We start from the raw sequence: 23,575 nt of genomic DNA, 5'->3' as shown, positions 1-23,575 counted from the left end.
AAGCCCTCAGCTGAGGGTGCGGACCACCGGAGGGACCCGGGGTTCGGCTTCCCTGGACGAAGGACAAAGGAGTCGCGGGTGTCCAGCTCCGACATCTTCATCGGCGAGACCATCGGTACCGCCGTACTCATCCTGCTCGGCGGCGGTGTCTGTGCCGCCGTCACTCTCAAGCACTCCAAGGCTCAGAACGCCGGCTGGCTCGCCATCACCTTCGGCTGGGGTTTCGCGGTGCTCACCGCCGCGTATCTGGCCGGGGGCGTGTCGGGCGCGCATCTCAACCCGGCGGTCACCATCGGCCTCGCGATCAAGGGGGGCACCCCGTGGAGCGACGTTCCGCTGTACCTCGGTTCGCAGCTGCTCGGCGCGATGATCGGCGCGGTGCTGGTCTGGCTGACGTACTACGGACAGTTCCGGGCCCATCTGACCGATCCGGCGACCCTGTACAGCCGGCCGAGTGAAGAGGGCATGGTCGACCAGGCCGCCGCTCCGAAGGCCGGCCCGGTCCTGGGCATCTTCTCCACGGGCCCGGAGATCCGTAACGCCGTGCAGAACGTCGTCACCGAGGTCATCGCCACGGTCGTGCTGGTCCTGGCGATCCTCACGCAGGGCCTGAACAACGACGGCAACGGCCTGGGCACGCTCGGCGCGCTGATCACCTCCCTGGTCGTCGTCTCCATCGGTCTCTCGCTCGGCGGCCCGACCGGTTACGCGATCAACCCGGTTCGCGACCTCGGTCCGCGTATCGTGCACGCGCTGCTGCCGCTGCCGAACAAGGGCGGTTCCGACTGGGGCTACGCGTGGATCCCGGTCGTCGGCCCCCTCATCGGCGGTGCGATCGCGGGCGGGCTCTACAACATCGCCTTCGCGTGAGCCGTAGAAGCCGGAGCCGTAACCCCTCAGATCTCACAGACCTCCAGGAGCACACCGTGACCGACGCACACACCACCGGCCCGTTCATCGCGGCCATCGACCAGGGCACCACCTCCAGCCGCTGCATCGTCTTCGACAAGGACGGCCGGATCGTCTCCGTCGATCAGAAGGAGCACGAGCAGATCTTCCCCAAGCCGGGCTGGGTCGAGCACAACGCGACCGAGATCTGGGAGAACGTGCAGGAGGTCGTCGCCGGAGCCGTCGTCAAGGCGGGCATCACCGCCGCCGACGTCAAGGCGATCGGGATCACCAACCAGCGCGAGACCACGCTGCTCTGGGACAAGAACACCGGTGAGCCCGTCCACAACGCGATCGTCTGGCAGGACACCCGGACCGACGCGCTCTGCAAGGAGCTCGGCCGCAACGTCGGCCAGGACCGCTTCCGCCGCGAGACCGGGCTGCCGCTCGCCTCGTACTTCGCCGGGCCCAAGATCCGCTGGCTGCTCGACAACGTCGAGGGACTGCGCGAGCGCGCCGAGCGCGGCGACATCCTCTTCGGCACCATGGACTCCTGGGTCATCTGGAACCTCACCGGCGGCGTCGAGGGCGGCGTGCACGTCACCGACGTGACCAACGCCTCGCGCACCCTCCTGATGAACCTGCACGAGATGAAGTGGGACCGGCGGATCCTCCAGTCGATGGACATCCCCGCCGCCGTGCTGCCGGAGATCCGCTCCTCCGCCGAGGTGTACGGCACCGCCGAGCACGGCGTGCTGGCCGGTGTCCCGGTCGCCTCCGCCCTCGGTGACCAGCAGGCGGCCCTGTTCGGCCAGACCTGCTTCTCCGAGGGAGAGGCCAAGTCCACGTACGGCACCGGCACCTTCATGCTGATGAACACCGGCGAGACGCCCGTCAACTCGTACAACGGACTGCTGACGACCGTCGGCTACCGGATCGGCGACCAGAAGCCGGTCTACGCCCTGGAGGGTTCCATCGCCGTCACCGGTTCGCTGGTGCAGTGGATGCGCGACCAGATGGGCCTGATCAATTCCGCGGCCGAGATCGAGACCCTCGCCTCGTCGGTCGAGGACAACGGCGGCGCGTACTTCGTGCCCGCGTTCTCCGGTCTGTTCGCCCCGTACTGGCGCTCCGACGCTCGCGGTGTCATCGCCGGACTGACCAGGTACGTCACCAAGGCGCACATCGCCCGTGCCGTCCTGGAGGCGACCGCCTGGCAGACCCGTGAGATCACCGACGCCATGACCAAGGACTCCGGCGTCGAGCTGACCGCGCTGAAGGTCGACGGCGGCATGACCTCCAACAACTTGCTGATGCAGACCCTCGCCGACTTCCTCGACGCGCCCGTGGTGCGTCCCATGGTCGCCGAGACGACCTGCCTCGGCGCCGCCTACGCCGCCGGTCTCGCCGTCGGCTTCTGGCCGGACACCGACGCGCTGCGGGCCAACTGGCGCCGGGCCGCCGAGTGGACCCCCCGCATGGACGCGGAGACCCGCGACCGCGAGTACAAGAGCTGGCTCAAGGCCGTGCAGCGTTCCATGGGCTGGCTCGACGACAACACTGCCGAGGAGTAATCGACATGACCACCCTGCAGAGCGTCCCCGCACTGGGGACGCACCCGGCCGCCGGCTCCCTTCCGAGCCGCGCCGAAACTCGGGAGCAGCTCTCCAAGGCGACGTACGACCTCCTGGTGATCGGTGGTGGCATCCTGGGCATCTCCACCGCCTGGCACGCCGCGCAGTCCGGGCTGCGGGTGGCCCTGGTGGACGCCGGCGACTTCGCCGGCGCCACCTCATCGGCCTCCTCCAAGCTGCTCCACGGCGGTCTGCGCTACCTGCAGACCGGCGCGGTGAAGCTGGTCGCGGAGAACCACTTCGAGCGCCGTGCGGTGTCCCGTCAGGTGGCACCGCACCTGGCCAATCCGCTCACCTTCTACCTGCCGGTCTACAAGGGCGGCCCGCACGGCGCGGCCAAGCTCGGCGCGGGCGTGTTCGCGTACTCGGCGCTCTCCGCGTTCGGTGACGGCGTCGGCCATGTGATCAGCCCGGCGAAGGCGCAGCGCGATGTGCCGGAGCTGCGTACGGACAACCTGAAGGCCGTCGCGGTCTACGGCGACGATCAGATGAACGACGCCCGGATGGCGCTGATGACGGTCCGCGCGGCGGTCGACGCGGGCGCGGTCGTCCTCAACCACGCCGCGGTGACCGGGCTGCGGTTCACCCGGGGCCGGGTGACGGGCGCGGATCTGGAGGACCGCACGGACGGTACGGAGTTCGGCGTCGACGCCCGGCTGGTGCTCAACGCCACCGGGCCGTGGGTCGACCACCTGCGGAAGATGGAGGACCCGAACGCGGCGCCTTCGATACGCCTGTCCAAGGGCGCGCACCTCGTGCTGAAGCGCACCCGCCCCTGGAAGGCCGCGCTGGCCACGCCGATCGACAAGTACCGCATCACGTTCGCCCTGCCCTGGGAGGACATGCTGCTGCTCGGTACGACGGACGAGGAGTACGAGGGCGATCCGGCGGACGTCGCGGTCACCGAGAAGGACACCGCGCAGATCCTGGACGAGGCGGCGTTCTCGGTCAGGGATCAGCAGCTGTCGCGCGATCTGATCACCTACTCCTTCGCAGGCCTGCGGGTGCTGCCGGGCGGCCCCGGCGACACCTCCAAGGCCAAGCGCGAGACGGTCGTGACGGAGGGCCGCGGCGGCATGCTGTCGGTCGCGGGCGGCAAGTGGACGACCTTCCGCCACATCGGCCGTACGGTGATGAACAAGCTGGCCGCGCTCCCCGGGCACCCCCTCGCAGAGGACATGGAGCCGATGGCGCGGCTGCCGAAGAAACTCCCACTGCCCGGTATCGCCAACCCGAACGCGGTCGCGCACCGGCTGCTGGTCGACGGCGGCACGCCCGGACCGAGGATGTCTGCCGACACCGCGCGGCATCTCGCCACCCACTACGGGTCGCTCTCCTTCGACATCGCGCGGCTGGCGAACGAGAACCCGGCGCTGGCCGAGCGCATCCACCCGGAGGCGCCCGAGATCTGGGCGCAGGTCGCCTACGCGCGCGACCACGAGTGGGCCGAGACCGCCGACGACGTGCTGCGCCGCCGCACGACTCTGACCGTCCGGGGACTCGCGACGGACGAGATCCGGGCCGGGGTCGAGGGCATGCTGGCCGCCCGGGGCTGACGGCGGGCCGGCCCGCGGACGTGCGGGCGGGGGCGGTCCCACGGGGGGAGCCGCCCCCGCCCGCACGTCGCGGGGCGCCGAGCGGCGGCCGGTGCACGTGCCACACGGCCGCCATACGCGCGCAATGTCACGCGGGGACAGTGGACGTCATGAAGTTCTCCGTGCTCTCCCTCATCGGCCACGCCCCTCATCCGCTGACCGGCGAACTCCCGTCCGCCGCCGACCGGATCGCGGAGGTGATCGAGACCGGTTCGGTGGCGGAGCGGCTCGGCTTCGACGCGTACGCGGTCGGCGAACGCCATGCCGGCCCGTTCCTCTCGTCCAGCCCGGGCGTGGTGCTCGGCGCGCTGGCGGCCCGTACCCGGACGATCCGGCTGCTGACCGGGGTCACGGTCGTCGCGATCCTCGACCCGGTCCGGGTGGCCGAGGACTTCGCGACCCTCGACCAGATCTCCCGGGGCCGGATCGAGCTGGTCGTCGGGAAGGGAGCGGAAGCCGGGCACTTCAGCCTCTTCGGACTCGACGAGGCGCGGCAGTGGGACCTCCAGAAGGAGAAGTACGAGCTGCTGCGGCGCCTGTGGACGGAGGAAGGCGTCGACTGGCAGGGCGAGTTCCGGCCTGCGCTGAAGGGGGTGACCACGGTGCCGCGTCCGTACGCCGGGCTGCCGCGCGTCTGGCACGGCTCCGCGACCAGTCTCAACTCCCCCGAGCTCGCCGCGTTCCACGGCGATCCGCTGTTCACGGCCAACGCCGTCCAGCCGAAGGCCGCGTACGCGCGGCTGATCGGCCACTACCGGGAGCGTTTCGCGGCCTACGGACACGATCCGGCGACGGCCCATGTGGCGGCGGGTTCGGGCGGGCTGCTGATCGCGGACGGTTCGCAGCAGGCCGTGGCGCGTTACAAGGAGCTGTACGAGGCGAAGGTCCGGCAGTCCTTCCGGCCGCACCTGGAGGGGAGGGCGGGATACAACACGCCGTTCCGGACGATCGAGGAGGCCATCGCGGACGGGCCCCAGCTGATCGGCAGCCCGCAGCAGATCATCGACAAGATCCTCGGCTGGCACGAGGTGTACGGGCACGACCTCCAGTCGGTCTCCGTGGACGGCTTCGGGCTGAGCCACGCGGAGCAGACCGAGACGCTGCAGCGCTTCGCGGAGGAGGTCGCTCCGGTGGTGCGGCGCGAGGCGCCGTCGACGCTCTGGGAGTGAGCGATAGATCACGAGCTCCGGCAGACCCGGTTCTTCCCTGTGATCCGGCCCCATAATGAAACGGAGACATCGGATGTCTTGTTCCGGAGTCTGATCCCGTCCCAATCCAGGAGGACCGTCATGGCTGTCACCGACGAGGCGATCGAGAAGATCAAGGGAATGATCGTCTCGGGTGCGCTACGGCCCGGCGACCGGCTGCCCAAGGAGAGCGAACTCGCCGCGGAGCTCGGGCTGTCCCGCAATTCGCTGCGGGAGGCGGTCCGAGCTCTGTCGCTGATCCGCATCCTCGATGTCCGGCAGGGCGACGGCACGTACGTCACCAGCCTCGACCCGCAGCTGCTGCTGGAGGCACTGAGTTTCGTGGTGGATTTCCACCGCGACGACACGGTGCTGGAGTTCCTGGCGGTCCGCCGGATCCTGGAACCCGCCGCGACAGCGATGGCGGCGACCCGGATCAGCGAGGCGCAGCTCGACGCGCTGAGCTCCCAGCTCGACGCGCTCGGCGCCCAGCCGTCGGTGGAGGAGCTGGTCGCCTGCGACCTGGAGTTCCACCGCGGCATCGTGCAGTCGTCGGGGAATTCGGTGCTCTGCTCACTGCTCGACGGTCTCTCCGGGCCGACGACACGGGCCCGTGTCTGGCGCGGCCTGACCCAGGAGGACGCGGTCAGCCGCACGCTGCACGAGCACCGGGCGATCCTCTCGGCGCTGCGGGACCAGGACGCGGAGGCGGCCCGCGCGTGGGCGACGGTGCATGTGGCGAGCGTGGAGCAGTGGCTGCGGTCGACGCTGTGACAGACGTACGGGCCGGTGCGCGGAGAGCTCCGCGCACCGGCCCGTGGCCGCCGGTTCAGTCCTGCTTCTCACCGCTGGCGAAGCGTGAGATGACCAGGGCGACGATGATGATCGCACCGTTGAGGAACTGGTTCCACAGCGCCGGGACCCCGCCGAGGGTCATCACGTTGACCACCAGCTGCAGCGTCAGCACACCGGTCAGCGCACCGAACAGCGTGCCGCGCCCGCCCTTCAGGCTGATGCCGCCGATGACCGCCGCGGCGAACACCTGGAAGATCCAGCCGTTGCCCTGCGTCGCGGCGACCGCGCCGTAGTGCCCGGTGTAGAGGATGCCGGCGAAGGCCGCCAGCAGCCCGCCGACGGCGAGCACGATCCAGGTGATCCGGTCGACCCGGATGCCCGCGGCACGCGCCGCCTCCGGGTTGCCGCCGATCGCGTACAGCGCACGACCGTGGCGCAGCCAGGCCAGCGCCGCGCCACCGGCCGCGAAGAGCACCAGGCAGATCCAGACCGCGGCCGGTACGCCGAGCCATTCGCTCTTGCCGAGGTAGCGGAAGGACTCCGGGACGTCGGTGATGGACTTGCCCTCGGTGATGCCGATGTGGAGACCGCGCAGCATGGTGAGCATGCCGAGCGTGGCGATGAAGCCGTTGACCCGCAGCTTCAGCATCAGGAAGCCGTTGACCGCGCCGATGGCGAGACCCACCAGCAGGCAGAGCGGGATCGCCGTCCAGGAGGGCAGCAGCCCCAGGCCCGCGAAGCGGCCGCCCTCGGCGGGCAGCACCAGCCACATCGCGACGACGGGCGCGATGCCGATCGTCGACTCCAGCGACAGGTCCATCCGTCCACAGATCAGGATCAGCGCCTGTCCGAGGACCAGCAGGCTGAGCTCGGAGGACTGCTGGACGACGCTGATCAGGTTGTCGGAGGTGAGGAAGACCGGCGAGACGATGAAGCCGATCACCATCAGCACCAGGATCACCGGCACCAGGGAGAAGTCGCTCCACCGGATCAGCTTGAGCCGGCTCAGCGGGCTGCCGTCGACGGGCCCGCCCTTCGGTCCCGTGTCGATGCCGTCGGCCGCCGACGGCCGTATCGTGCCGGTCATTCCCTTTCCCCCACACCTTCCATGGCGGCGACGAGTTCCCCGTCGGTCCACCCGCTTGCGAACGTGGCGACCACGCGCCCGTGGAACAGGACGAGCACCCGGTCGCAGACCCGCAGGTCGTCCAGCTCGTCCGAGACGACCACCGCGGCGCTGCCTTCGTCGGCGACCCGTCGCACGACTCCGAGCAGCGAGTCCTTGGACTTGACGTCCACACCGGCGGTGGGCCGGACCGCGACCAGCACGCTCGGCCTGCGGGCCAGCGCGCGGGCGACCACCACCTTCTGCTGGTTGCCGCCCGACAGCCCCGCGACGGGCTGCTCGGGACCCTGTGTCTTGATGTCCAGCGACTCGATCATCGACCGCGCGAACTCCCTTGTACGGGAGGGCAGTACGGTCCCCCACGGCCCGAGCTGATCGGTGACCGTGAGCGTGGCGTTCTCCGCGACGCTGCGGCCCAGGACGAGGCCCTGGTCGTGCCGGTCCTCGGGGATGTAGCCGATCCCGGCGTCCAGCGCGTGCGGCACGCTGCCGGTCCGCACGGCCTTCCCGTGTACGGAGACCGTGCCGCCGCCGGCCTTGCGCATCCCGGCGAGCACCTCACCGAGCGCGGTGTTGCCGCTCGCCGCGGATCCGGCGAGGCCGAGCACCTCACCTGGGTGCACCTCCAGGTCCAGCGGCTCGAACTGCCCCTCCAGAGCCAGCCCGACGGTGCGCAGTACGGGCTCAGCCGGCTCCTGCCGCGCCGCCGCGCGGCCACCGTCCGCGTGCCAGGCGGCGGGGCCGCCGCCCCTCTCGCCGGTCATGGCCGTGACCAGTTCGGTCTTGGTGAGGCCGTCGACCGGGGCGGTCAGGACGTGGCGGGCGTCGCGGTAGACGGTGACCGCCGTGCACAGCTCGTACACCTCCTGCAGATGGTGGGAGATGAACAGGAACGCCACTCCCTGGCTCTGCAGTTCCCTGAGCCTGTCGAAGAGCCGCCCGATGCCGCGGGCGTCGAGCTGGGCGGTGGGCTCGTCGAGGATGATCAGCCGGGCGCCGAAGGACAGCGCCCGGGCGATCTCGACGAACTGCCGCTGCTCGACGGCGAGATCCCTCGCCCGGGTGTTGGGGTCGACCTCGACCCCGTACTCGGCGAGGAGTTGCTCCGCACGCCTGCGGAGCCTCCCCCAGCCGATCCACCGGGACTCGTCGTCCAGCCGGCCGAGGAAGAGGTTCTCCGCGACGGTCAGATCGGGAACGACCATGGATTTCTGGTAGACGCAGGCGACCTTGGACTGCCAGGCCGTGATGTCCCCGAAGGCGGGCGCGGGCTCCCCGCCGAACCGGACCGTGCCCGCGTCCGCCTTGTGCAGTCCGGTCAACACGCTGACCAGGGTCGATTTGCCCGCGCCGTTGCGTCCGACGAGGGCATGGGACTCGCCGGGCTGCACGGTGAGCTGCACACCGTCGAGCGCCACGGTGGGCCCGAAGCGTTTGACGACGCCTTCCGCCTGTACGGCAGGTGGTGGTGCCTGGTCCATGACTAGCTCTTCTTCTCCAGCTGGTTGGCCCACAGCTTCGGGTCGTCCACGTTGTCCTTGGTCACCAGCGGCGCGGGAAGCTGGTCCTCGAAGCCGTTCGGGATCTTGATGATGGTGGAGTCGTGGTCGGTCGGGCCCGCCTTGAAAGTCTTGCCGTCCAGCGCCGCCTTGGCGTAGTACAGCGCGTACTTGGCATACAGGTCGGCGGGCTGGGAGATCGTCGCGTCGATCTTCCCGGCCTTGATGGCGTCGAACTCCTCCGGGATGCCGTCGTTGGAGATGATCGTGATGTGGCCCGGCGAACCGGCCGGCTTCAGCAGCTTCTTCTGCTCCAGGAGCGCGAGGGTCGGCTGCAGGAAGACCCCGCCGGCCTGCATGTAGATGCCGTTGATGTCGGGGTGCGCGGCGAGCGTGGACTGGAGCTTGGCGGACGCGACGTCGCCCTTCCAGTCGGTGGCCAGCTCGAAGACCTTGATGCCCGGGTAGTCCTTGTCCATGCAGGCCTTGAACGCCTCGGACCGGTCGCGGCCGTTGATCGAGGACAGGTCGCCCTGGAACTCGACGACCTTGCCCTTGCCCTTCAGCTGCTCGCCGAGGTACTTGCAGGCGTTGGTGCCGTACGCCTTGTTGTCGGCCCGGACGACCATGTAGACGTTGCCCTTGTCGGGGCGGGTGTCGACGCTGATGACCGGGATCTTCTTGTCGTTCAGCGTGTTCAGCGACTCGGCTATGGCGCCGGTGTCCTGAGGGGCCATCACGACGGCCTTGGCACCCTGGTCGGTGAAGGTCTGGACGTTGGCGACGAGCTTGCCGATGTCGTTCTGCGAGTTGGTCAGCGGCAGCGCCTTGACCTCGCCCGCCTTGACGCCCTTCTGAATGTAGTTCTGGTACGAGTTCCAGAAGTCGCTGTCGCTGCGCGGCAGGTCGATGCCGACCTTGCCGGCGCCAGCGCCGTCGTCGGTCGACTCGCGGTTGCAGCCCGCGAGGGCAGTGACGGCCAGCAGTACGGCGCAGGCTGCCGCACTCGTCGTACGCACTCTCATTGGTGTCCCGTCCTTCGTGGAGTACTGGCTCGGTGGGGTGGTGCTCGGTCGGATGGTGCGGCTCGGGTCGGGGGGTGGATCAGTCGTCGGCGGGCCGCAGCCGCAGGCCCTGCATTCCGCCGTCGACGGCCAGTGCCGTGCCCGTGACGGAGGCGGCGGCGGGGCTGGCGAGATAGACGATCGCGGCTGCCACCTCGTCGGCCGAGACGAGCCGTCCCAGCGGCTGGCGGGCGTTGAGCGCGGCGCGTTCGGCGGCCGGGTCGTCGGCCTGGCCGAGAAGCCGGCCGATCCACGGGGTGTCCGCGGTACCGGGGTTGACGCAGTTGACCCGGATGCCCTCGCGGACGTGGTCGGCGGCCATGGCGAGGGTCAGCGACAGGACCGCGCCCTTGCTGGCGCTGTACAGGGCGCGCTGCGGCAGTCCCGCGGTCGCCGCGATGGAGCACGTCTGGGTGATCGAGACGGCGCCGGGCCGGTCGGCCGCCGCGCGCCGCAGATGGGGCAGGGCGTGCCGGGCGACGCGGACCATGCCGAGCACGTTGACGTCCAGGACCCGGGTCCATTCGTCGTCGCCGTTGTCCTCGACGGTGCCGATGGAGCCGATGCCCGCGTTGGAGACCACGGTGTGCAGGGAGCCCAGTTCGGCCGCGGCCCGGCCGACCGCCTCGCGCACGGCGTCGTCATCGGTGACGTCCGCCTTCACGGCGAACGCGCCCGCCGGGGCGCCCGCCGTCTCCCGGTCGAGTACGGCCACGCGCGCGCCGCGTTCCAGCAGCATCGTCGCGACGGCGGCCCCGATACCGGAGGCACCACCCGTCACCAGGGCGGACATTCCGTCGAAGTCGCTTGTGCCGGTCATCAGTTGGCCTCCTCGGGCGTGCGGCGGGCCTGCCATACGGGGCCCTCCGGGTAGCGGTGTGCGGCGATCGAGCCGGGAAGCATACGGGCGGAGAAGCCCGGGGCGCTCGGGGCGACGTAGCGCCCCCCTTCGATCACGGTGGGGTCGGCGAAGTGTTCGTGGAGGTGGTCGACGTACTCGATCACCCGGTTGTCCCAGCTGCCGGAGACCGCCACATAGTCGAACATCGACAGGTGCTGGACCAGTTCGCACAGTCCGACGCCGCCCGCGTGCGGGCAGACCGGAACGCCGAACTTGGCGGCGAGCAGCAGGATCGCCAGGTTCTCGTTGACGCCGGCGACCCGGGCCGCGTCGATCTGGACGAAGTCGACGGCGCCTGCCTGCAGCAGCTGCTTGAACACGACGCGGTTGGCGACGTGTTCGCCGGTGGCGACCTTGACCGGCTGCCCGGACCGTACGGCCGCGTGGCCGAGGATGTCGTCGGGGCTGGTCGGTTCCTCGATCCAGTGCGGGTCGTACGGCGCGAGCGCGTTCATCCACTCCACCGCGTCGGCGACGTCCCAGCGCTGGTTGGCGTCGACAGCGATCCTGACGGCCGGTCCGACCGCCTCGCGGGCCAGGGCCAGCCTGCGGACGTCGTCCCCGAGGTCTCCGCCGACCTTCAGCTTGATCTGGGTGAAGCCGTCGGCGACGGCCTCCTTCGCCAGTCGGACCAGCTTGTCGTCGGAGTAGCCGAGCCAGCCCGGCGAGGTGGTGTAAGCGGGGTAGCCCTCGGCGCGCAGCCTTTCGGCGCGCCCCGCCCGCCCCGGTTCGGCGGCCCGCAGGATCTCCAGGGCCTCGTCGGGGGTGAGGGCGTCGGTGAGGTAACGGAAGTCGACGAGGGAGACGATCTCCTCGGGCGTCATCTCGGCGAGGAACTGCCAGACGGGCCGGCCCGCCAGCTTCGCGGCCAGGTCCCAGGCGGCGTTGATCACCGCGCCGGCCGCCATGTGCATCACGCCCTTCTCCGGGCCGAGCCAGCGCAGTTGCGAGTCATGGGTGAGATCGCGGTAGAGCGCGCCGAGTGCGGCGGCGGTACGGGGCACCGGGCGCCCGATCACGTACGGCCGCATCGCCTCGATGGCAGCCGCCATCACCTCGTTGCCGCGCCCGATGGTGAAGCAGAACCCGTGGCCCTCGTCGGCGGCCGCGCCGCCGTCCGGCCCGCCCGGGGTACCGGTACGCAGCACGACGTAGGCGGCGGAGTAGTCGGGATCGGGGTTCATGGCGTCCGAGCCGTCCAGTTGTTCCGAGGTCGGAAAACGGATGTCGTGGACCTCGAAGTCCGTGACGGTCTGACTCATGTGCGCCCCCAGGGGAAATAACATCGGACCTCTGTTCCGGTCATCCGATGTATAGCGGCCCGGAGGATCCAACGTCCAGGGTTGAGACGAAATTGGATGGGTACAGCTCGGATGAATCCGGAGAATGATGCCCCGGTTGGGCAGTTGATGTACCCATAGGACCTGGTTCACCCGGCCGCGCAAGGGTTGCGGCGGGCGAAGCCGCATGACGGAGGAGGCGGCGCGGAGCGCGGTGACCGACGGCAACGCCGCGAGCGGGGCCCGGTGGCATCGGAGCCCACTCCCCGTCACGGGGGAGGCCGTAAGGTTGGTGCGTACGCAAGGGAACTTCGGAAGGAGGCCTGGTGATCGAGCTCGACGGGGTTCCCGAGCTGATCGACCCGGTCATGGTGGCCGCGTTCGAGGGATGGAACGACGCAGGTGACGCCGCCTCCACGGCGGTCGCGCACCTGGACCGGGAGTGGAAGGGCGAGGTGTTCGCGGCGCTCGATGCCGAGGACTACTACGACTTCCAGGTCAACCGGCCGACGGTCTGGCTGGACAACGGGGTACGCAAGATCACCTGGCCCACCACCCGGCTCTCCGTGGTCCGCATCGGCGGCGACAAGCCCCGCGACCTCGTCCTGGTCCGCGGAATCGAACCGTCCATGCGCTGGCGCTCGTTCTGCAACGAGCTCCTGGGCTTCGCCCATGAGCTGGGCGTGGAGATGGTGGTGGTGCTGGGCGCGCTGCTCGGCGACACCCCGCACACCCGCCCGGTACCGGTCAGCGGAGTCACCTCCGACCCGGACCTGGCGCGGACCATGGACCTGGAGGAGACCCGGTACGAGGGCCCGACGGGCATCGTCGGCATCCTCCAGGAGGCCTGCACGCACGCGGGCGTGCCGGCGGTGAGCCTGTGGGCGGCGGTGCCGCACTACGTGTCGCAGCCGCCCAACCCGAAGGCGACGCTGGCCCTGCTCAACCGTCTGGAGGACCTGATCGGGCTGCGCATCCCGCTCGGCGAACTGCCCGAGGACGCGCGGGCCTGGCAGCTGGGGGTCGATCAACTGGCCGCCGAGGACAGCGAGGTGGCGGAGTACGTGCAGACGCTGGAGGAGGCCCGGGACACCGCTGAGCTTCCCGAGGCGACCGGCGAGGCCATCGCCCGCGAGTTCGAGCGGTATCTGCGGCGCCGGGACATCGGCCCCGGCCAGACGCCGGGCGGTCACGCGACGGACGGCAGCGACTCCTCGTCCTACCTGCGGGACACGTCGAGCGGCCGTACCAGGCCTCCGAAGCCGCCGAAGCCGGGGCCCCCACCGGGGTCCACCGGCGACTCGCCCAAGGAGCGCCCCTCCTCCGACGAGGACACCGGCACCGACGATTCATCGGAGGACTGAGGAATACGGCGTGTGGGGCGCCGGGCAGCGGAACCGCCCGGCGCCCCACCGGTCACCGGGGGCGGTCAGGAGCAGCTGAACCGCGCTGCGCCCCAGTCGCCGTGGTCACCCGTCTTGGAGTTGTTGGTGTCGGTGACCTTCAGATGCACATGGCGCGCACCCTCGACATTCACCTCGACCGGTACGGTCGCCGATGCCCCGGTCACCTTCTCCGACGTCCACAGCACCTTGCCGTCCGCCTCGACGGAGAACGCCACTTCGCCGTAGCCGTTGATCTCGTCGTCGATCCCGGCGTCCGCGGTGAACGTGGTGCAGCGTCCCCCCAGGTAGACCTCGATGTCGGAGTCGGCGTGGCTGCCGATTCCCTTCTCGTACGTCTTCCCTGCGAGGGTGAGGGTGTGTCCGTCGGCCGCGCCGGACTCGCCGTTGCTGCGGTCGCGCTCCGGCGGTCCGTAGCCGTTCGTCGACGTCAGCCACACCAGGTCGCTCGCCCAGGTGTCGGCGGTCGGCGGCTGGGGCATCACCGCGGCCGCGAACCGCTGGACGGTGGTCCGGGCTTCGCCCGCCGACCGGTAGCGGGCGAGCGCCGTGATCCGGGCCTCCCCCGCCGTGGCGTCCTTCGCCGGGGTGACCGCCACCTCGACCCGCCGGGTGGTGCCCGCCGGGATCCGGTCCACGGTCTTCGCCGGGGTGACCTGCCACCCCTCGGGGACGTCCAGGGTGACGGCGGCGTCCGTGACGTCGGCGGCGCCCGCGGTGACGTCGACGGCCACGGTGCCCGTGACGCCCGCCCCCGCCTCCTGCCCGTCCGGTGCGGAGACGACGGCCGTGGCGTCCGCCTTCCGGCCGCCGACGGCGCTGGCGTTCTTCAGCGTCACGCTGAACTTCCTGCCGGTGGAGAGCGGGGCGGTCTTGATCTTCACCACACCGCCGCGGTCGTCCTGGTCGTACCACCAGCCCTGCTTCGCCGCCTTGTACGCGGCCGCCGAACCCAGCCGGGGCAGTGTGCCGTTCAGCTTGACTTCGCCAGGCGCGGACCCGGTGTGCACGGTGAACTCGTACGGGCGGCTGTGCTGCTTGCCCGTGAAGTTCCCCTTGCTCTCCCCGATCCTCAGGGTGACGTCGCCCGCCCCCCGGACCGGCGCCCGGACCTCGGCGCGCTGGGTGGCGTACTTGCCGTCACGGTGCTGCCTGGTGACGCCGTCGTCCTCGTACAGCGTGAAGGAGGAACTGCCCTGCGGGTAGACGTCCCAGGCCAGCGGGGAGTCGGCCGTGCGGTCCTTGTACGAGCGGATGCCCGGCCACATCGGCACGGCGGCGCCGGCCTTCACGAAGAGCGGCAGGGTGTCCAGCGGGGCGCTGTAGTGGTCGACGGTGGTCGGTCCCTGGTAGGTGCGGCCGCTCCAGTAGTCGGTCCAGGTGCCCTTCGGCAGATAGATACCGTCGCGCCGGGTGCTGTCCTGGTAGACGGGTGCGACGAGGAAGTCCTCACCGGACATGAACTCGTACTTCGCCGCGTCCGTCGCCGCCTTGGGGTCGTCCGGGTATTCGAGGACGAGCGGGCGGACCATGCCGACGCCGGTCTCGGTCGCCTCGTGCGCGTACGAGTACTGGTACGGCAGCAGCGACTCCTTCAGCTTGAGGTAGTCGCGGTTGATGGTGGTGTACGGCTCGCCGTATTGGTAGGGCTGCTTGTCGGCGGCCGCCCAGCCGTCCATGGTCATCGTGGTGCCCAGGAACATCTTCCACTGGAGATCACGCGTGTACGTCTTGGCGCTGCCGCCGAAGATGCCGTCGACGTCGCCCGTCGTGTAGGCCAGTCCCGACATCGTGGCGCCGGCGTAGGTCGGGATCTGCCAGCGGATGTAGTCCCAGGTGCCGTACTGGTCGCCGGACCACTGGACACCGCAGCGCTGCGCGCCGGCCCAGCTCTCGGGGGCGTACGTGAAGCCGCGGGCGTCGCTGTTGTCCTCGATGCCCCGGTAGGCGTCCTTGCAGCCGTCGAGGGCGAACTTGTAACCCGGGCCGACCCAGGCGACATCCAGCTTGGCGACCCGCTGGCCCGCCTTCACCTGGTCGGCGATCTTGTCGATGCCGTCCTCGGTCCACAGGCCGAGCTGCATGTCACGGTCCTGGAGGCCCTTGGCCGCCTCGGTGAGGTCCTCGTAACCGCAGCCGTAGCCGTCGTTGACGAGCATCCAGCCGTTCGGCATGTCGTTCTCGACGTAGCCGTCGGCCACCTTCAGGGAGTCCAGGGTGCGGCGCTCGCCGCGGTTGGCGTTGTGCAGGTAGCAGTCGGAGTCGCCGATCTCCATCCCGTACACGGGTGGCAGGAAGGGCTTTCCGGTGAGCTTCGTGTACTGGCCGATGACGTCCTTGGCGTCGTCGCCGGCGAAGTAGTAGGCGTCGAAGCGCTGTTCCTGCGCACTGGTGGTCACCGGGTCGGTGAACGCGTAGGTGTTGGGTGCGTAGGTGTTGCGGAAGACGCCGTACCCGGCCGAGGAGAGGTAGAACGGCACGGAGTTGGGGTGGCCCCCGTCGTCCCAGTCGTAGTCGACGCCCACCTCGACGGTCTGGTCGCGGTGCGAGGTGTTGCCGCTCCCGTTCTGCATCCCGGCGCCGTAGAACTGCTCGTCGGCGCCGCGGGCCAGCGTCTGGGTGGTCCGCTCCCCGTCCCAGCTCAGCCCCTTGGCCTCGGACCAGACGAGACTGCCGTCGGACCGGTGGAGCTCGAAGCGCAGCGGCGCCTTGTAGGCGCGCAGCGTGACGCTGTCGGTGGACAGCTCGTAGCGGTCTCCCTTCTCCTTCCACCGGGTGTGCGGCGGCTTGCCCTGCGGCAGGACGATGTCGTCGCCGGTCGGGTCGGAGAACGTGCCGTCCGGGGCGAGTTCGATGCGGAAGGTCTCGTCGGAGACGAAGCTGACCCGGGCCTCGGCTGAGCCCGCCCTGAGGTGGTAGACGGAGCCGTCGGCGGAGAAACCGCTCAGGTCACCGACCGTCGTGGCCTCGGGCGCCGCGGTTTCGGCCTGGGCGCTGCCGGGCCCCGCGAACACGGCGGCCAGTCCCAGCAGAGCTGCAACTGCCGCCACTCTTATGCGCGTTGTTGATTGCATAGAGAGCTTTTAGCGCAGTCGCGAGCATATGACCATGGACAAAACAGGACCGGCCCTGAACTTCGTGGAGAAGTCCAAGGCCGATCAACAGACAGAAGCGAGCAGGTTGTTACAGTGCGACGCCCAGCAGCGCGTCGACGGTGCGGGAGACGAGACCGGGTGCCCCGTCGTCCGTACCGCCCTCGGCGTTCTGGCGCTCGGCCCAGCGGTCCACGGCGGCCAGGGCGGCCGGCGCGTCCAGGTCGTCGGCGAGGGCCTCACGGACCTCCTCGACGAGGGCGTCGGCGGAGAGCCCGTCGGGCCGGGAGACGGCGGAACGCCACCGGGCGAGCCGCTCGACCGCGTCGGCGAGCACCTGGTCGGTCCACTCCCAGTCGGACCGGTAGTGGTGCGCGAGCAGGGCCAGCCGGATCGCGGCCGGGTCCACGCCGTCGCGGCGCAGCGCCGAGACGAAGACCAGGTTGCCCCGGGACTTGGACATCTTCTCGCCGTCCAGGGCGACCATTCCGGCGTGCACGTACGTCTGGGCGAACGGGTGCTCGCCGGTCAGCACCTGGGCGTGCGAGGCGCCCATCTCGTGGTGCGGGAAGGCGAGGTCGGAGCCGCCCCCCTGGACGTCGAACCCCATGCCGAGGTGGTCCAGGGCGATGGCCACGCACTCGATGTGCCAGCCGGGCCGGCCGGGTCCGAGCGAGGCGCCGTCCCAGCTCGGCTCGCCCTCACGGGCGGCCATCCAGAGCATCGGGTCGAGCGGGTTCTTCTTGCCCGGGCGTTCCGGGTCGCCGCCGCGCTCGGCGGAGAGCAGCCGCATCGCCTCGGAGTCCAGGCCCGACACCTCGCCGAAGTGCGGGTCGGCCTCGACGGAGAAGTACACATCACCGTCGAGCTCGTAGGCGGCGCCGGCGTCCCGGAGCCGTTCGACGAGCGGGACGATGCCGGGTATCGCCTCCACCGCGCCGATGTAGTGCTTCGGAGGAAGCATGCGCAGGGCCGTCATGTCCTCGCGGAAGAGGGCCGTCTCACGCTCGGCGAGTTCGGTCCAGTCCTGACCGTCGCGCACGGCCCGCTCCAGCAGCGGATCGTCCACGTCGGTCACATTCTGGACGTAGTGAACCTGCCGCTTGGTGTCGAGCCACACGCGCTGAACGAGGTCGAACGCGTTGTAGGTCGCCGCATGACCCATGTGGGTCGCGTCGTACGGCGTGATGCCGCAGACGTAGATACGGGCGACGGGACCGGGGTCAAGAGTGATCCGTCCGCCGGTCGCGGTGTCGTGGATCCGAAGGTCGCGGCCCTTGCCAGGCAGGGCGGGGACCTCAGAAGCGGGCCAGGCATGCATGTCATGAGCGTAACCGGACGTTGCTTCCGGATACGAACCGGATGCGTGATCTGGGCCGGAGAGGCGGTCTTGCGCCTTTGCGGTGCACTCGCCCCGCCCGCCCCTTTCTGCAGCACGGACGCCCCTCGCGGGCCCTCTCGCGGCCCGGGCCGCCCCGGAGGCCCCGGGGGTCGGATCCGGGGCCGCGAGGGCCGGAAAGGCGTCTTCTCGCCACAGCGCGCCGGAATCGAGCCACCGGCCGGACCCGTCAGGCCGGTGCGGTGCGTGCTCCGTGAGGCGGGTGGGTCTCAGGCCGGGGCTGTGACGCCCGATGCCGGGCCGTCCCTCACCGTCACACCGGCGGCCACGGTATCGCCGGCCACGCCCCGCTCGGCCCCGGATGCAGTCCCGCCGACCGCAGCCCTTCCACCCGCCCCCGCAACGCGTCGATCTCCGCCGCGGTGATCAGCTCCGCCAGTCGGGTGACCAGCGCCGTTCCCGGCTCCAGCGCCAGCTCCAGACGGTCCAGCGCCTCGACGGCCTCGGTCGTCAGCGGCTCCCCCGCCCATCCCCACAGCAGGGTGCGCAGCTTGTCGTCCGCGTTGAAGGTCACACCGTGGTCGATGCCGTAGAGCCGTCCGTCCGGCGCGGGCAGCAGATGGCCGCCCTTGCGGTCGGCGTTGTTGATCACCGCGTCCAGCACCGCCAGCCGTCTCAGCCGTGGATCGTCCGCGTGCACCAGGAGCGCGGTCCTGCCCTCGTCCACCTCGGCCCGGACCACGGCCTTCCACCCGTCCCCCGGATCCTCGTCCTCGACGAGCGCCAGGAGCGGAGGTTCACCGTCCGCCGACCGGCCGGACGGCGGATCGATCCACAACTGGCACATGCCCTCCCCGTACGGCCCGTCCCGCAGCACGGTCGGCGGAACCAGCCCCCACCCCGTCACCTCCGAGATCTCGTAGGCGGCGACCTCACGCCCGGCGAGCGTGCCGTCGGGGAAGTCCCACAGGGGCTGCTCCCCGGCGACCGGCTTGTAGACGCAGCTCCGCTCCTCGCCCTCGTACGCGACCGTGCAGAAGAGCACCGCGTTGGACGCGTCACGGACCTGACCGCGGACGGTGAGCTCCCCCTTGGTGAGCAGGGTGATCAGCTCGGTGCCCGTCAGGCCCCCCGGCGGTATCCGTTCTGGCGCGGGCATACGTGTCCTTCCGGATCGAGCGGCAGGCTGCACAGCGGGCAGGGCGGGCGGCCGGCGTTCACGACGTCCAGGGCGCGCTTGGCGAACGCCCGGGCCTGCGCGCCGCTGAGCCGCACCCGGAGCATCGGCGGACCGTTCTCCTCGTCCTGCAGCATCCGCTCCTCGGCCTCCGCGAGATCGTCGTCGGAGTCCGCGTCCAGCTCGACCAGGGCCTGCGCCTCCACGATCATGCGCTGTTCCTCGCCGTCCCAGGCAAGGGCCATCGTGCCGACCCGGAACTCCTCGTCGACGGGAACGTCGAGCGGAGCGGTGTCGGTGACGTCCATCGGGGCCACGGCGGGCACCGGCGAGTTGCCGCCGGTCCGCCGCACGACCTCGTCGAGCAGTTCGTCGATCCGCTCGGCGAGCGCGGCGACCTGGGTCTTCTCCAGGGCCACACTGGTGACACGTCCGCCTGAGGATGCCTGCAGGAAGAACGTACGGCGTCCAGGCAGCCCGACCGTACCGGCCACGAAACGGTCCGGGGGGTCGTAGAGGAACACCTGACGGGACACGTCCTGTCTCCCTTGAGAATTGACGGCAGATGAGGGGCAGCCGGTGTCCGGGGGTGTCCCGGAGGAATGGCGCCTACGGCGCGTCCACCCTACTGCGCGGAGCGATCACGGCGCCCCAGCGCCGCCGCCGACCACCGCATCCGTATCCGCTTCCGTGTCCGGGCCGGCACCGGCGCCGCGTTCGCGGGGCTCCAGCGAGGCGAAGTCCCCGGTGTCTCCCAGCCGCAGCAGGAAGGGCCGCAACCGGGTGTAGCGGATCGCGGTGACCGAGCAGGGTTCGGCGTGGATCCGCTGGAAGAGGTCGAGATGCATCCCGAGCGCGTCGGCGACCACGGACTTGATGATGTCGCCGTGCGAGCACATGACGTACACCGCGTCGTCGCCGTGCTCGGCCTCGATCCGGGCGTTCCAGTCCCGTACGGCGTCGACGGCGCGCGCCTGCATCGCCCGCATGGACTCGCCGCCGGGGAAGGCCGCGGCCGAGGGGTGCTGCTGCACCACGGACATCAGCGGGTCGTCGGTCAGCTCCGCGAGCTTGCGCCCCGCCCAGTCCCCGTAGTCGCACTCATTGATCCGCTCCTCGGTGTGCAGCGGCAGTCCCGGCCTGGCCGCGAGCAGCGGCTGCAGGGTCTCACGGCAGCGCTGCAGCGGGCTGCTGACGGCGGCGGCGAGCGGCAGTGCGGCGAGCCGCCCGGGCAGCGCGGCGGCCTGGGCGGCGCCGCGCTCGTCGAGCGCGACACCGGGGGTGCGGCCCGCGAGCACCCCGGCGGTGTTGGCGGTGGAGCGTCCGTGGCGGACGAGAATCAGGGTGGGCATACGGGCCAGCGTAGGCCGACGCACCCCGGGAGGTGCGTCCGCGGCCGGAGCAGGGAAGAATGCGCGCCGTGATTGTGGACTGTGCGATTTACCGGGACGGGCGTCGGACCGACGGACCCGCCGATTTCTCCGATGCCCTGGACGAGGCACGGGCCACCGGGGACGCGTTCCTCTGGATCGGGCTGCACGAGCCCACGGAGAAGGAGTTCGAACTCGTCAGCAGCGAGTTCGGGCTGCACCGGCTGGCCGTGGAGGATGCCCTGACCGCGCACCAGCGGCCGAAGCTGGAGGTCTACGACGACTCCCTCTTCGCGGTCATCAAGCCGGTGGTGTACGACGCGGAGAGCGACACGGTCACCACCGACGAGCTGATGCTCTTCATAGGCGACTCGTTCGTCGTGACGGTCCGGCACGGGGAGGGCGCCCCGCTCGCCGCGGTGCGCCGCCGGCTGGAGGCCGAACCGGACGTGCTCAAGCACGGCCCGACGTCGGTGCTCTACGCGGTCAGCGACGCGGTCGTCGACCACTACATCGAGGTGGCCGGCGAACTCCAGGTCGACCTGGAGGAGCTGGAGACCGAGGTGTTCGCGCCGAGCGGCGTCGGTGACGCCAAGAACACCGCCTCCCGCATCTACACCTTCAAGCGGCAGGTCCTGGAGTTCCGCCGGGCCACGGGCCCGTTGAGCGGCCCCGTGCTCCGGCTGGCGAGCGCGAGTGTGCCGTTCGTGGACGAGCACTCGATGCCGTTCTTCCGGGACGTCAGCGACCATCTGACGCGTGCCAACGAGTACGTGGAGGGGCTCGACCGGCTGCTCTCCGACATCCTGTCCGCGCACCTGGCGCAGATGGGCGTGCGGCAGAACGACGACATGCGGAAGATCTCGGCCTGGGCGGCCATGGCGGCCGTCCCGACGATGGTGGCGGGGATCTACGGCATGAACTTCGACCACATGCCGGAGCTGCACTGGGTGTGGACCTACCCCACGGTCATCGTGCTGATGGGCTGCGCGGTCGTCGGCCTGCACCGCATGTTCAAGCGGCGCGGCTGGCTCTGAGGCCGGACCCGGCTCCGGCCTCAGGCGTACTCGGGCGCCGGTGTCGCGGGACCGCCCAGCGGGTCGCGCCGCTCGGGGAGTTCGAGGCTGACCATGCGCCGCCACCCGGCCAGGCGTTCGTACGCGTAGACGCCGAGGATCCCGGCGGCGAGCACCGCCGCCTTGGTCCTGGGCCAGCCCAGGATCCGGCCCATGTGGTACATCACGGCGAGACTGACGTCGCGGTAGACACGGATCTCCGTGAGGGCGCATTCGCGCAGGATGCGCTGGATGGTGCGGCCGTGCCCGGACCGGGCGAAGCGCAGCAGTTCCTCGTGGCAGTAGGCGAGGTGGTTGTCCTCGTCCTGGGAGATCATCTTCACCGCGCGGCCCAGGTCGGGGTGGTCGGCGAAGTGCCGCAGGAGCAGTTCCATCTGCTCGGAGGCGCGCTGCTCGGTGACCCGGCTGTGCGCCAGGTAGGTGATGATGTCGAGCTCGGTGAGCTGCTCGTCGCGCTTCAGCTGCTCGTGGGAGAGGCCGATGCCGTGCTTCTCCAGCAGCATCGTGTAGTCGGTCTCGTGCGGGACCTCGGCGGGTCGCAGCCCCCGCCTCTTCAGCAGGGCGTGGAAGATCCGGCCGTGCTTGTCCTCGTCGGCACCGTGCCGGGCGATCTTGGGCGCCAGGGCGCGCTGGCTCCAGGGAGCGAGGGCCGCGATCCGGCCGTTCTCCCAGCCGCCCTGGGACTCGCCGCCGGCGGCGATGGAGCAGAAGAGCCGGAACGACTCGTCGTTGTCGAGAATCTCCTGGAACAGGTTCCTTGCCGAGAGCATCGCTGCTGCCTCCCTACCGGTGTCCGCAGAAGGAAAGTCAAATGCGGTACGGCGAAGTAGGCAACAGGAACCCCACGGGTCGGAGCCGCACGGGCGCACCGTAACCGATGGCAGGCCCGGCGCGTTGTGCTGCGTAACGGCCGTGGCGGGGAAGACCCCCGAGCCCCCACCACGGCCGTAGTGCTGCCCCTTTTCAGCGCCGGCGGGCCTCGCCCCTCCGGAGCCTTCCGTCCGGTCCGGACCGGTGCCGGGGCACGCGGGGCCCGCATGATCCGAGCGAGCGGTCCTACGGGACAGCCCTCAGGCGAGGCCGGAGCGCTCCAGGGCGTCCGAACCGGCCCGCAGGGCGGTGAGCCGCTCGTCGAGCGTGAAACCGGCCGGGGCGAGGGTCAGCGTGGTGACACCCGCGGCGGCGTACGCCTGCATGCGCTCGGCGATCCGCTCGACGGAGCCGAGCAGCGTGGTCTGGTCGATCAGCTGGTGCGGTACGGCGGCGGCGGCGCCGCTCTTGTCGCCGGCCAGGTACTTGTCCTGGATCTCGGCGGCCTCCTTCTCGTATCCCATGCGCTGGGCCAGCTGGTTGTAGAAGTTCTGCTTGCGGCTGCCCATGCCTCCCACGTACAGCGCGGTGTAGGGGCGGAACATGTCGGCGAGACCGTTGACGTCGTCGCCGACGGCGAGCGGCAGCGTCGGGCAGACGTCGAACCCCTCCATGGTCTTCCCGGCCTTCTCCCGGCCCGCCCGCAGGTGCTTCACCGCGGTGTCCTCGAGGTGCTCGGCGGACGGGAAGATCAGCAGCGCGCCGTCGGCGATCTCGCCGGTCTGCTCCAGGTTCTTCGGGCCGATCGCGGCGATGTAGAGCGGAATGTGTTCGCGCTGCGGATGGACGGTGAGCTTGATGGGCTTGCCCGGGCCGTCCGGCAGCGGGAGCGTCCAGTGCTCGCCCTCGTACGAGAGCCGCTCGCGGGACATCGCCCTGCGGACGATCTCGACGTACTCACGGGTGCGGGCCAGCGGCTTGTCGAACTTGACGCCATACCAGCCCTCGGAGACCTGCGGTCCCGACACGCCGAGGCCGAGACGGAACCGGCCGCCGGAGAGCGAGTCGAGGGTGGCGGCGGTCATCGCCGTCATGGCGGGCTGACGGGCCGGGATCTGCATGATCGCGGAGCCGACATCGATGGACTCGGTCCGGGCGGCGACCCAGGCGAGCACGGTCGGCGCGTCGGATCCGTACGCCTCGGCCGCCCAGCAGACGTCGTAGCCGAGCCGGTCGGCCTCCTGGGCGACGGCGAGGTTGTCGCCGTCCATCCCCGCGCCCCAGTAACCGAGATTGATGCCGAGCCGCATAGCCGCTCCCCTTACCGATCAGTAACGTC

General features: G+C 70.4%; 19 protein-coding genes. 7 read left to right on the top strand and 12 right to left on the bottom strand.

All coding sequences use genetic code 11. From position 1 onward, the window contains the following. Positions 1-78 precede the first annotated feature (78 nt). The 5 genes from ACFVXE_RS07725 (at position 79) to ACFVXE_RS07705 (ending at position 6,078) form a co-directional block, all read left to right on the top strand. The gene (locus tag ACFVXE_RS07725) at positions 79-870 is read left to right on the top strand and encodes an MIP/aquaporin family protein (protein WP_389670099.1); all 792 of its coding nucleotides are present in this window, start codon (positions 79-81) and stop codon (positions 868-870) included. A 56-nt stretch (positions 871-926) separates the two neighbouring features. Then, a complete protein-coding gene (gene glpK / locus ACFVXE_RS07720) occupies positions 927-2,462 on the top strand; it encodes a glycerol kinase GlpK (RefSeq protein WP_389670098.1) in 1,536 nt (511 codons plus the stop codon). Positions 2,463-2,467: 5 nt separating this feature from the next. Further along, complete coding sequence (locus ACFVXE_RS07715) at positions 2,468-4,078, top strand: FAD-dependent oxidoreductase (protein ID WP_389670097.1); 1,611 nt, start codon at positions 2,468-2,470, stop codon at positions 4,076-4,078. A gap of 149 nt (positions 4,079-4,227) precedes the next feature. Beyond that, a complete protein-coding gene (locus ACFVXE_RS07710; RefSeq protein WP_389670096.1) occupies positions 4,228-5,286 on the top strand; it encodes an LLM class flavin-dependent oxidoreductase in 1,059 nt (352 codons plus the stop codon). A 120-nt stretch (positions 5,287-5,406) separates the two neighbouring features. Next, entirely contained in the window at positions 5,407-6,078 is a 672-nt protein-coding gene (locus ACFVXE_RS07705) for a FadR/GntR family transcriptional regulator (protein WP_389670095.1), read from the top strand. 55 nt (positions 6,079-6,133) lie between these two features. Here the strand turns inward: ACFVXE_RS07705 and ACFVXE_RS07700 are convergent, their stop codons facing one another. The 5 genes from ACFVXE_RS07700 to ACFVXE_RS07680 all read right to left on the bottom strand — a co-directional run bounded on the left by ACFVXE_RS07700 (position 6,134) and on the right by ACFVXE_RS07680 (position 11,951). Beyond that, positions 6,134-7,186: an ABC transporter permease gene (locus ACFVXE_RS07700; RefSeq protein WP_389670094.1), complete on the bottom strand. Its 1,053-nt coding sequence runs from the start codon at positions 7,184-7,186 to the stop codon at positions 6,134-6,136. Continuing rightward, positions 7,183-8,706, bottom strand: coding sequence for a sugar ABC transporter ATP-binding protein (locus ACFVXE_RS07695; RefSeq protein WP_389670093.1), 1,524 nt, complete (start codon positions 8,704-8,706; stop codon positions 7,183-7,185). The genes ACFVXE_RS07700 and ACFVXE_RS07695 overlap by 4 nt, the downstream gene beginning before the upstream one ends. A gap of 2 nt (positions 8,707-8,708) precedes the next feature. Then, complete coding sequence (locus ACFVXE_RS07690) at positions 8,709-9,749, bottom strand: sugar ABC transporter substrate-binding protein (RefSeq protein WP_389670092.1); 1,041 nt, start codon at positions 9,747-9,749, stop codon at positions 8,709-8,711. Between the two features lie 79 nt (positions 9,750-9,828). Next, positions 9,829-10,608, bottom strand: a complete 780-nt coding sequence (locus ACFVXE_RS07685; protein ID WP_389670091.1) for an SDR family NAD(P)-dependent oxidoreductase — start codon at positions 10,606-10,608, stop codon at positions 9,829-9,831. Continuing rightward, positions 10,608-11,951 (bottom strand): L-fuconate dehydratase, encoded by a 1,344-nt coding sequence (locus tag ACFVXE_RS07680; RefSeq protein ID WP_389670090.1) that lies wholly within the window; start codon positions 11,949-11,951, stop codon positions 10,608-10,610. Before ACFVXE_RS07680 ends, ACFVXE_RS07685 begins: the two co-directional genes overlap by 1 nt. Positions 11,952-12,295: 344 nt before the next feature. On the opposite strand from ACFVXE_RS07680, the gene ACFVXE_RS07675 reads away from it, so the two are divergent. Next, a complete protein-coding gene (locus tag ACFVXE_RS07675) occupies positions 12,296-13,333 on the top strand; it encodes a PAC2 family protein (protein ID WP_389670089.1) in 1,038 nt (345 codons plus the stop codon). 65 nt (positions 13,334-13,398) lie between these two features. Here the strand turns inward: ACFVXE_RS07675 and ACFVXE_RS07670 are convergent, their stop codons facing one another. The 5 genes from ACFVXE_RS07670 to ACFVXE_RS07650 form a co-directional block, all read right to left on the bottom strand. Beyond that, positions 13,399-16,446 carry an NPCBM/NEW2 domain-containing protein gene (locus tag ACFVXE_RS07670; protein ID WP_389670088.1) on the bottom strand — a complete coding sequence of 1,016 codons (3,048 nt, stop codon included), beginning with the start codon at positions 16,444-16,446 and terminating at the stop codon, positions 13,399-13,401. A 109-nt stretch (positions 16,447-16,555) separates the two neighbouring features. Next, positions 16,556-17,785 (bottom strand): cysteine--1-D-myo-inosityl 2-amino-2-deoxy-alpha-D-glucopyranoside ligase, encoded by a 1,230-nt coding sequence (gene mshC, locus ACFVXE_RS07665; RefSeq protein WP_389670087.1) that lies wholly within the window; start codon positions 17,783-17,785, stop codon positions 16,556-16,558. A gap of 331 nt (positions 17,786-18,116) precedes the next feature. Beyond that, on the bottom strand, positions 18,117-18,962 hold the full coding sequence (locus ACFVXE_RS07660) for an SCO1664 family protein (protein ID WP_389670086.1): 846 nt from the start codon (positions 18,960-18,962) through the stop codon (positions 18,117-18,119). Beyond that, complete coding sequence (locus tag ACFVXE_RS07655; RefSeq protein ID WP_389670085.1) at positions 18,926-19,516, bottom strand: DUF3090 domain-containing protein; 591 nt, start codon at positions 19,514-19,516, stop codon at positions 18,926-18,928. The genes ACFVXE_RS07660 and ACFVXE_RS07655 overlap by 37 nt, the downstream gene beginning before the upstream one ends. Positions 19,517-19,621: 105 nt before the next feature. Continuing rightward, positions 19,622-20,332, bottom strand: coding sequence for a histidine phosphatase family protein (locus ACFVXE_RS07650; RefSeq protein ID WP_389670084.1), 711 nt, complete (start codon positions 20,330-20,332; stop codon positions 19,622-19,624). Between the two features lie 59 nt (positions 20,333-20,391). Between ACFVXE_RS07650 and corA the strand changes: the two genes are divergently transcribed. After that, positions 20,392-21,387 (top strand): magnesium/cobalt transporter CorA, encoded by a 996-nt coding sequence (corA, locus tag ACFVXE_RS07645; protein ID WP_389670083.1) that lies wholly within the window; start codon positions 20,392-20,394, stop codon positions 21,385-21,387. A gap of 20 nt (positions 21,388-21,407) precedes the next feature. On the opposite strand, the gene ACFVXE_RS07640 is transcribed toward corA, so the two are convergent. Both ACFVXE_RS07640 and ACFVXE_RS07635 read right to left on the bottom strand, forming a co-directional pair. Beyond that, the gene (locus ACFVXE_RS07640; RefSeq protein WP_389670082.1) at positions 21,408-22,196 is read right to left on the bottom strand and encodes a ferritin-like domain-containing protein; all 789 of its coding nucleotides are present in this window, start codon (positions 22,194-22,196) and stop codon (positions 21,408-21,410) included. 300 nt (positions 22,197-22,496) lie between these two features. Then, on the bottom strand, positions 22,497-23,546 hold the full coding sequence (locus tag ACFVXE_RS07635) for an LLM class F420-dependent oxidoreductase (protein ID WP_389670081.1): 1,050 nt from the start codon (positions 23,544-23,546) through the stop codon (positions 22,497-22,499). Between the last annotated feature and the right edge of the window lie 29 nt (positions 23,547-23,575).

The organism is Streptomyces sp. NPDC058231 (assembly GCF_042882275.1).
Classification (GTDB): Bacteria; Actinomycetota; Actinomycetes; order Streptomycetales; family Streptomycetaceae; genus Streptomyces.
This window is presented reverse-complemented; position numbering and strand designations above follow the sequence as displayed.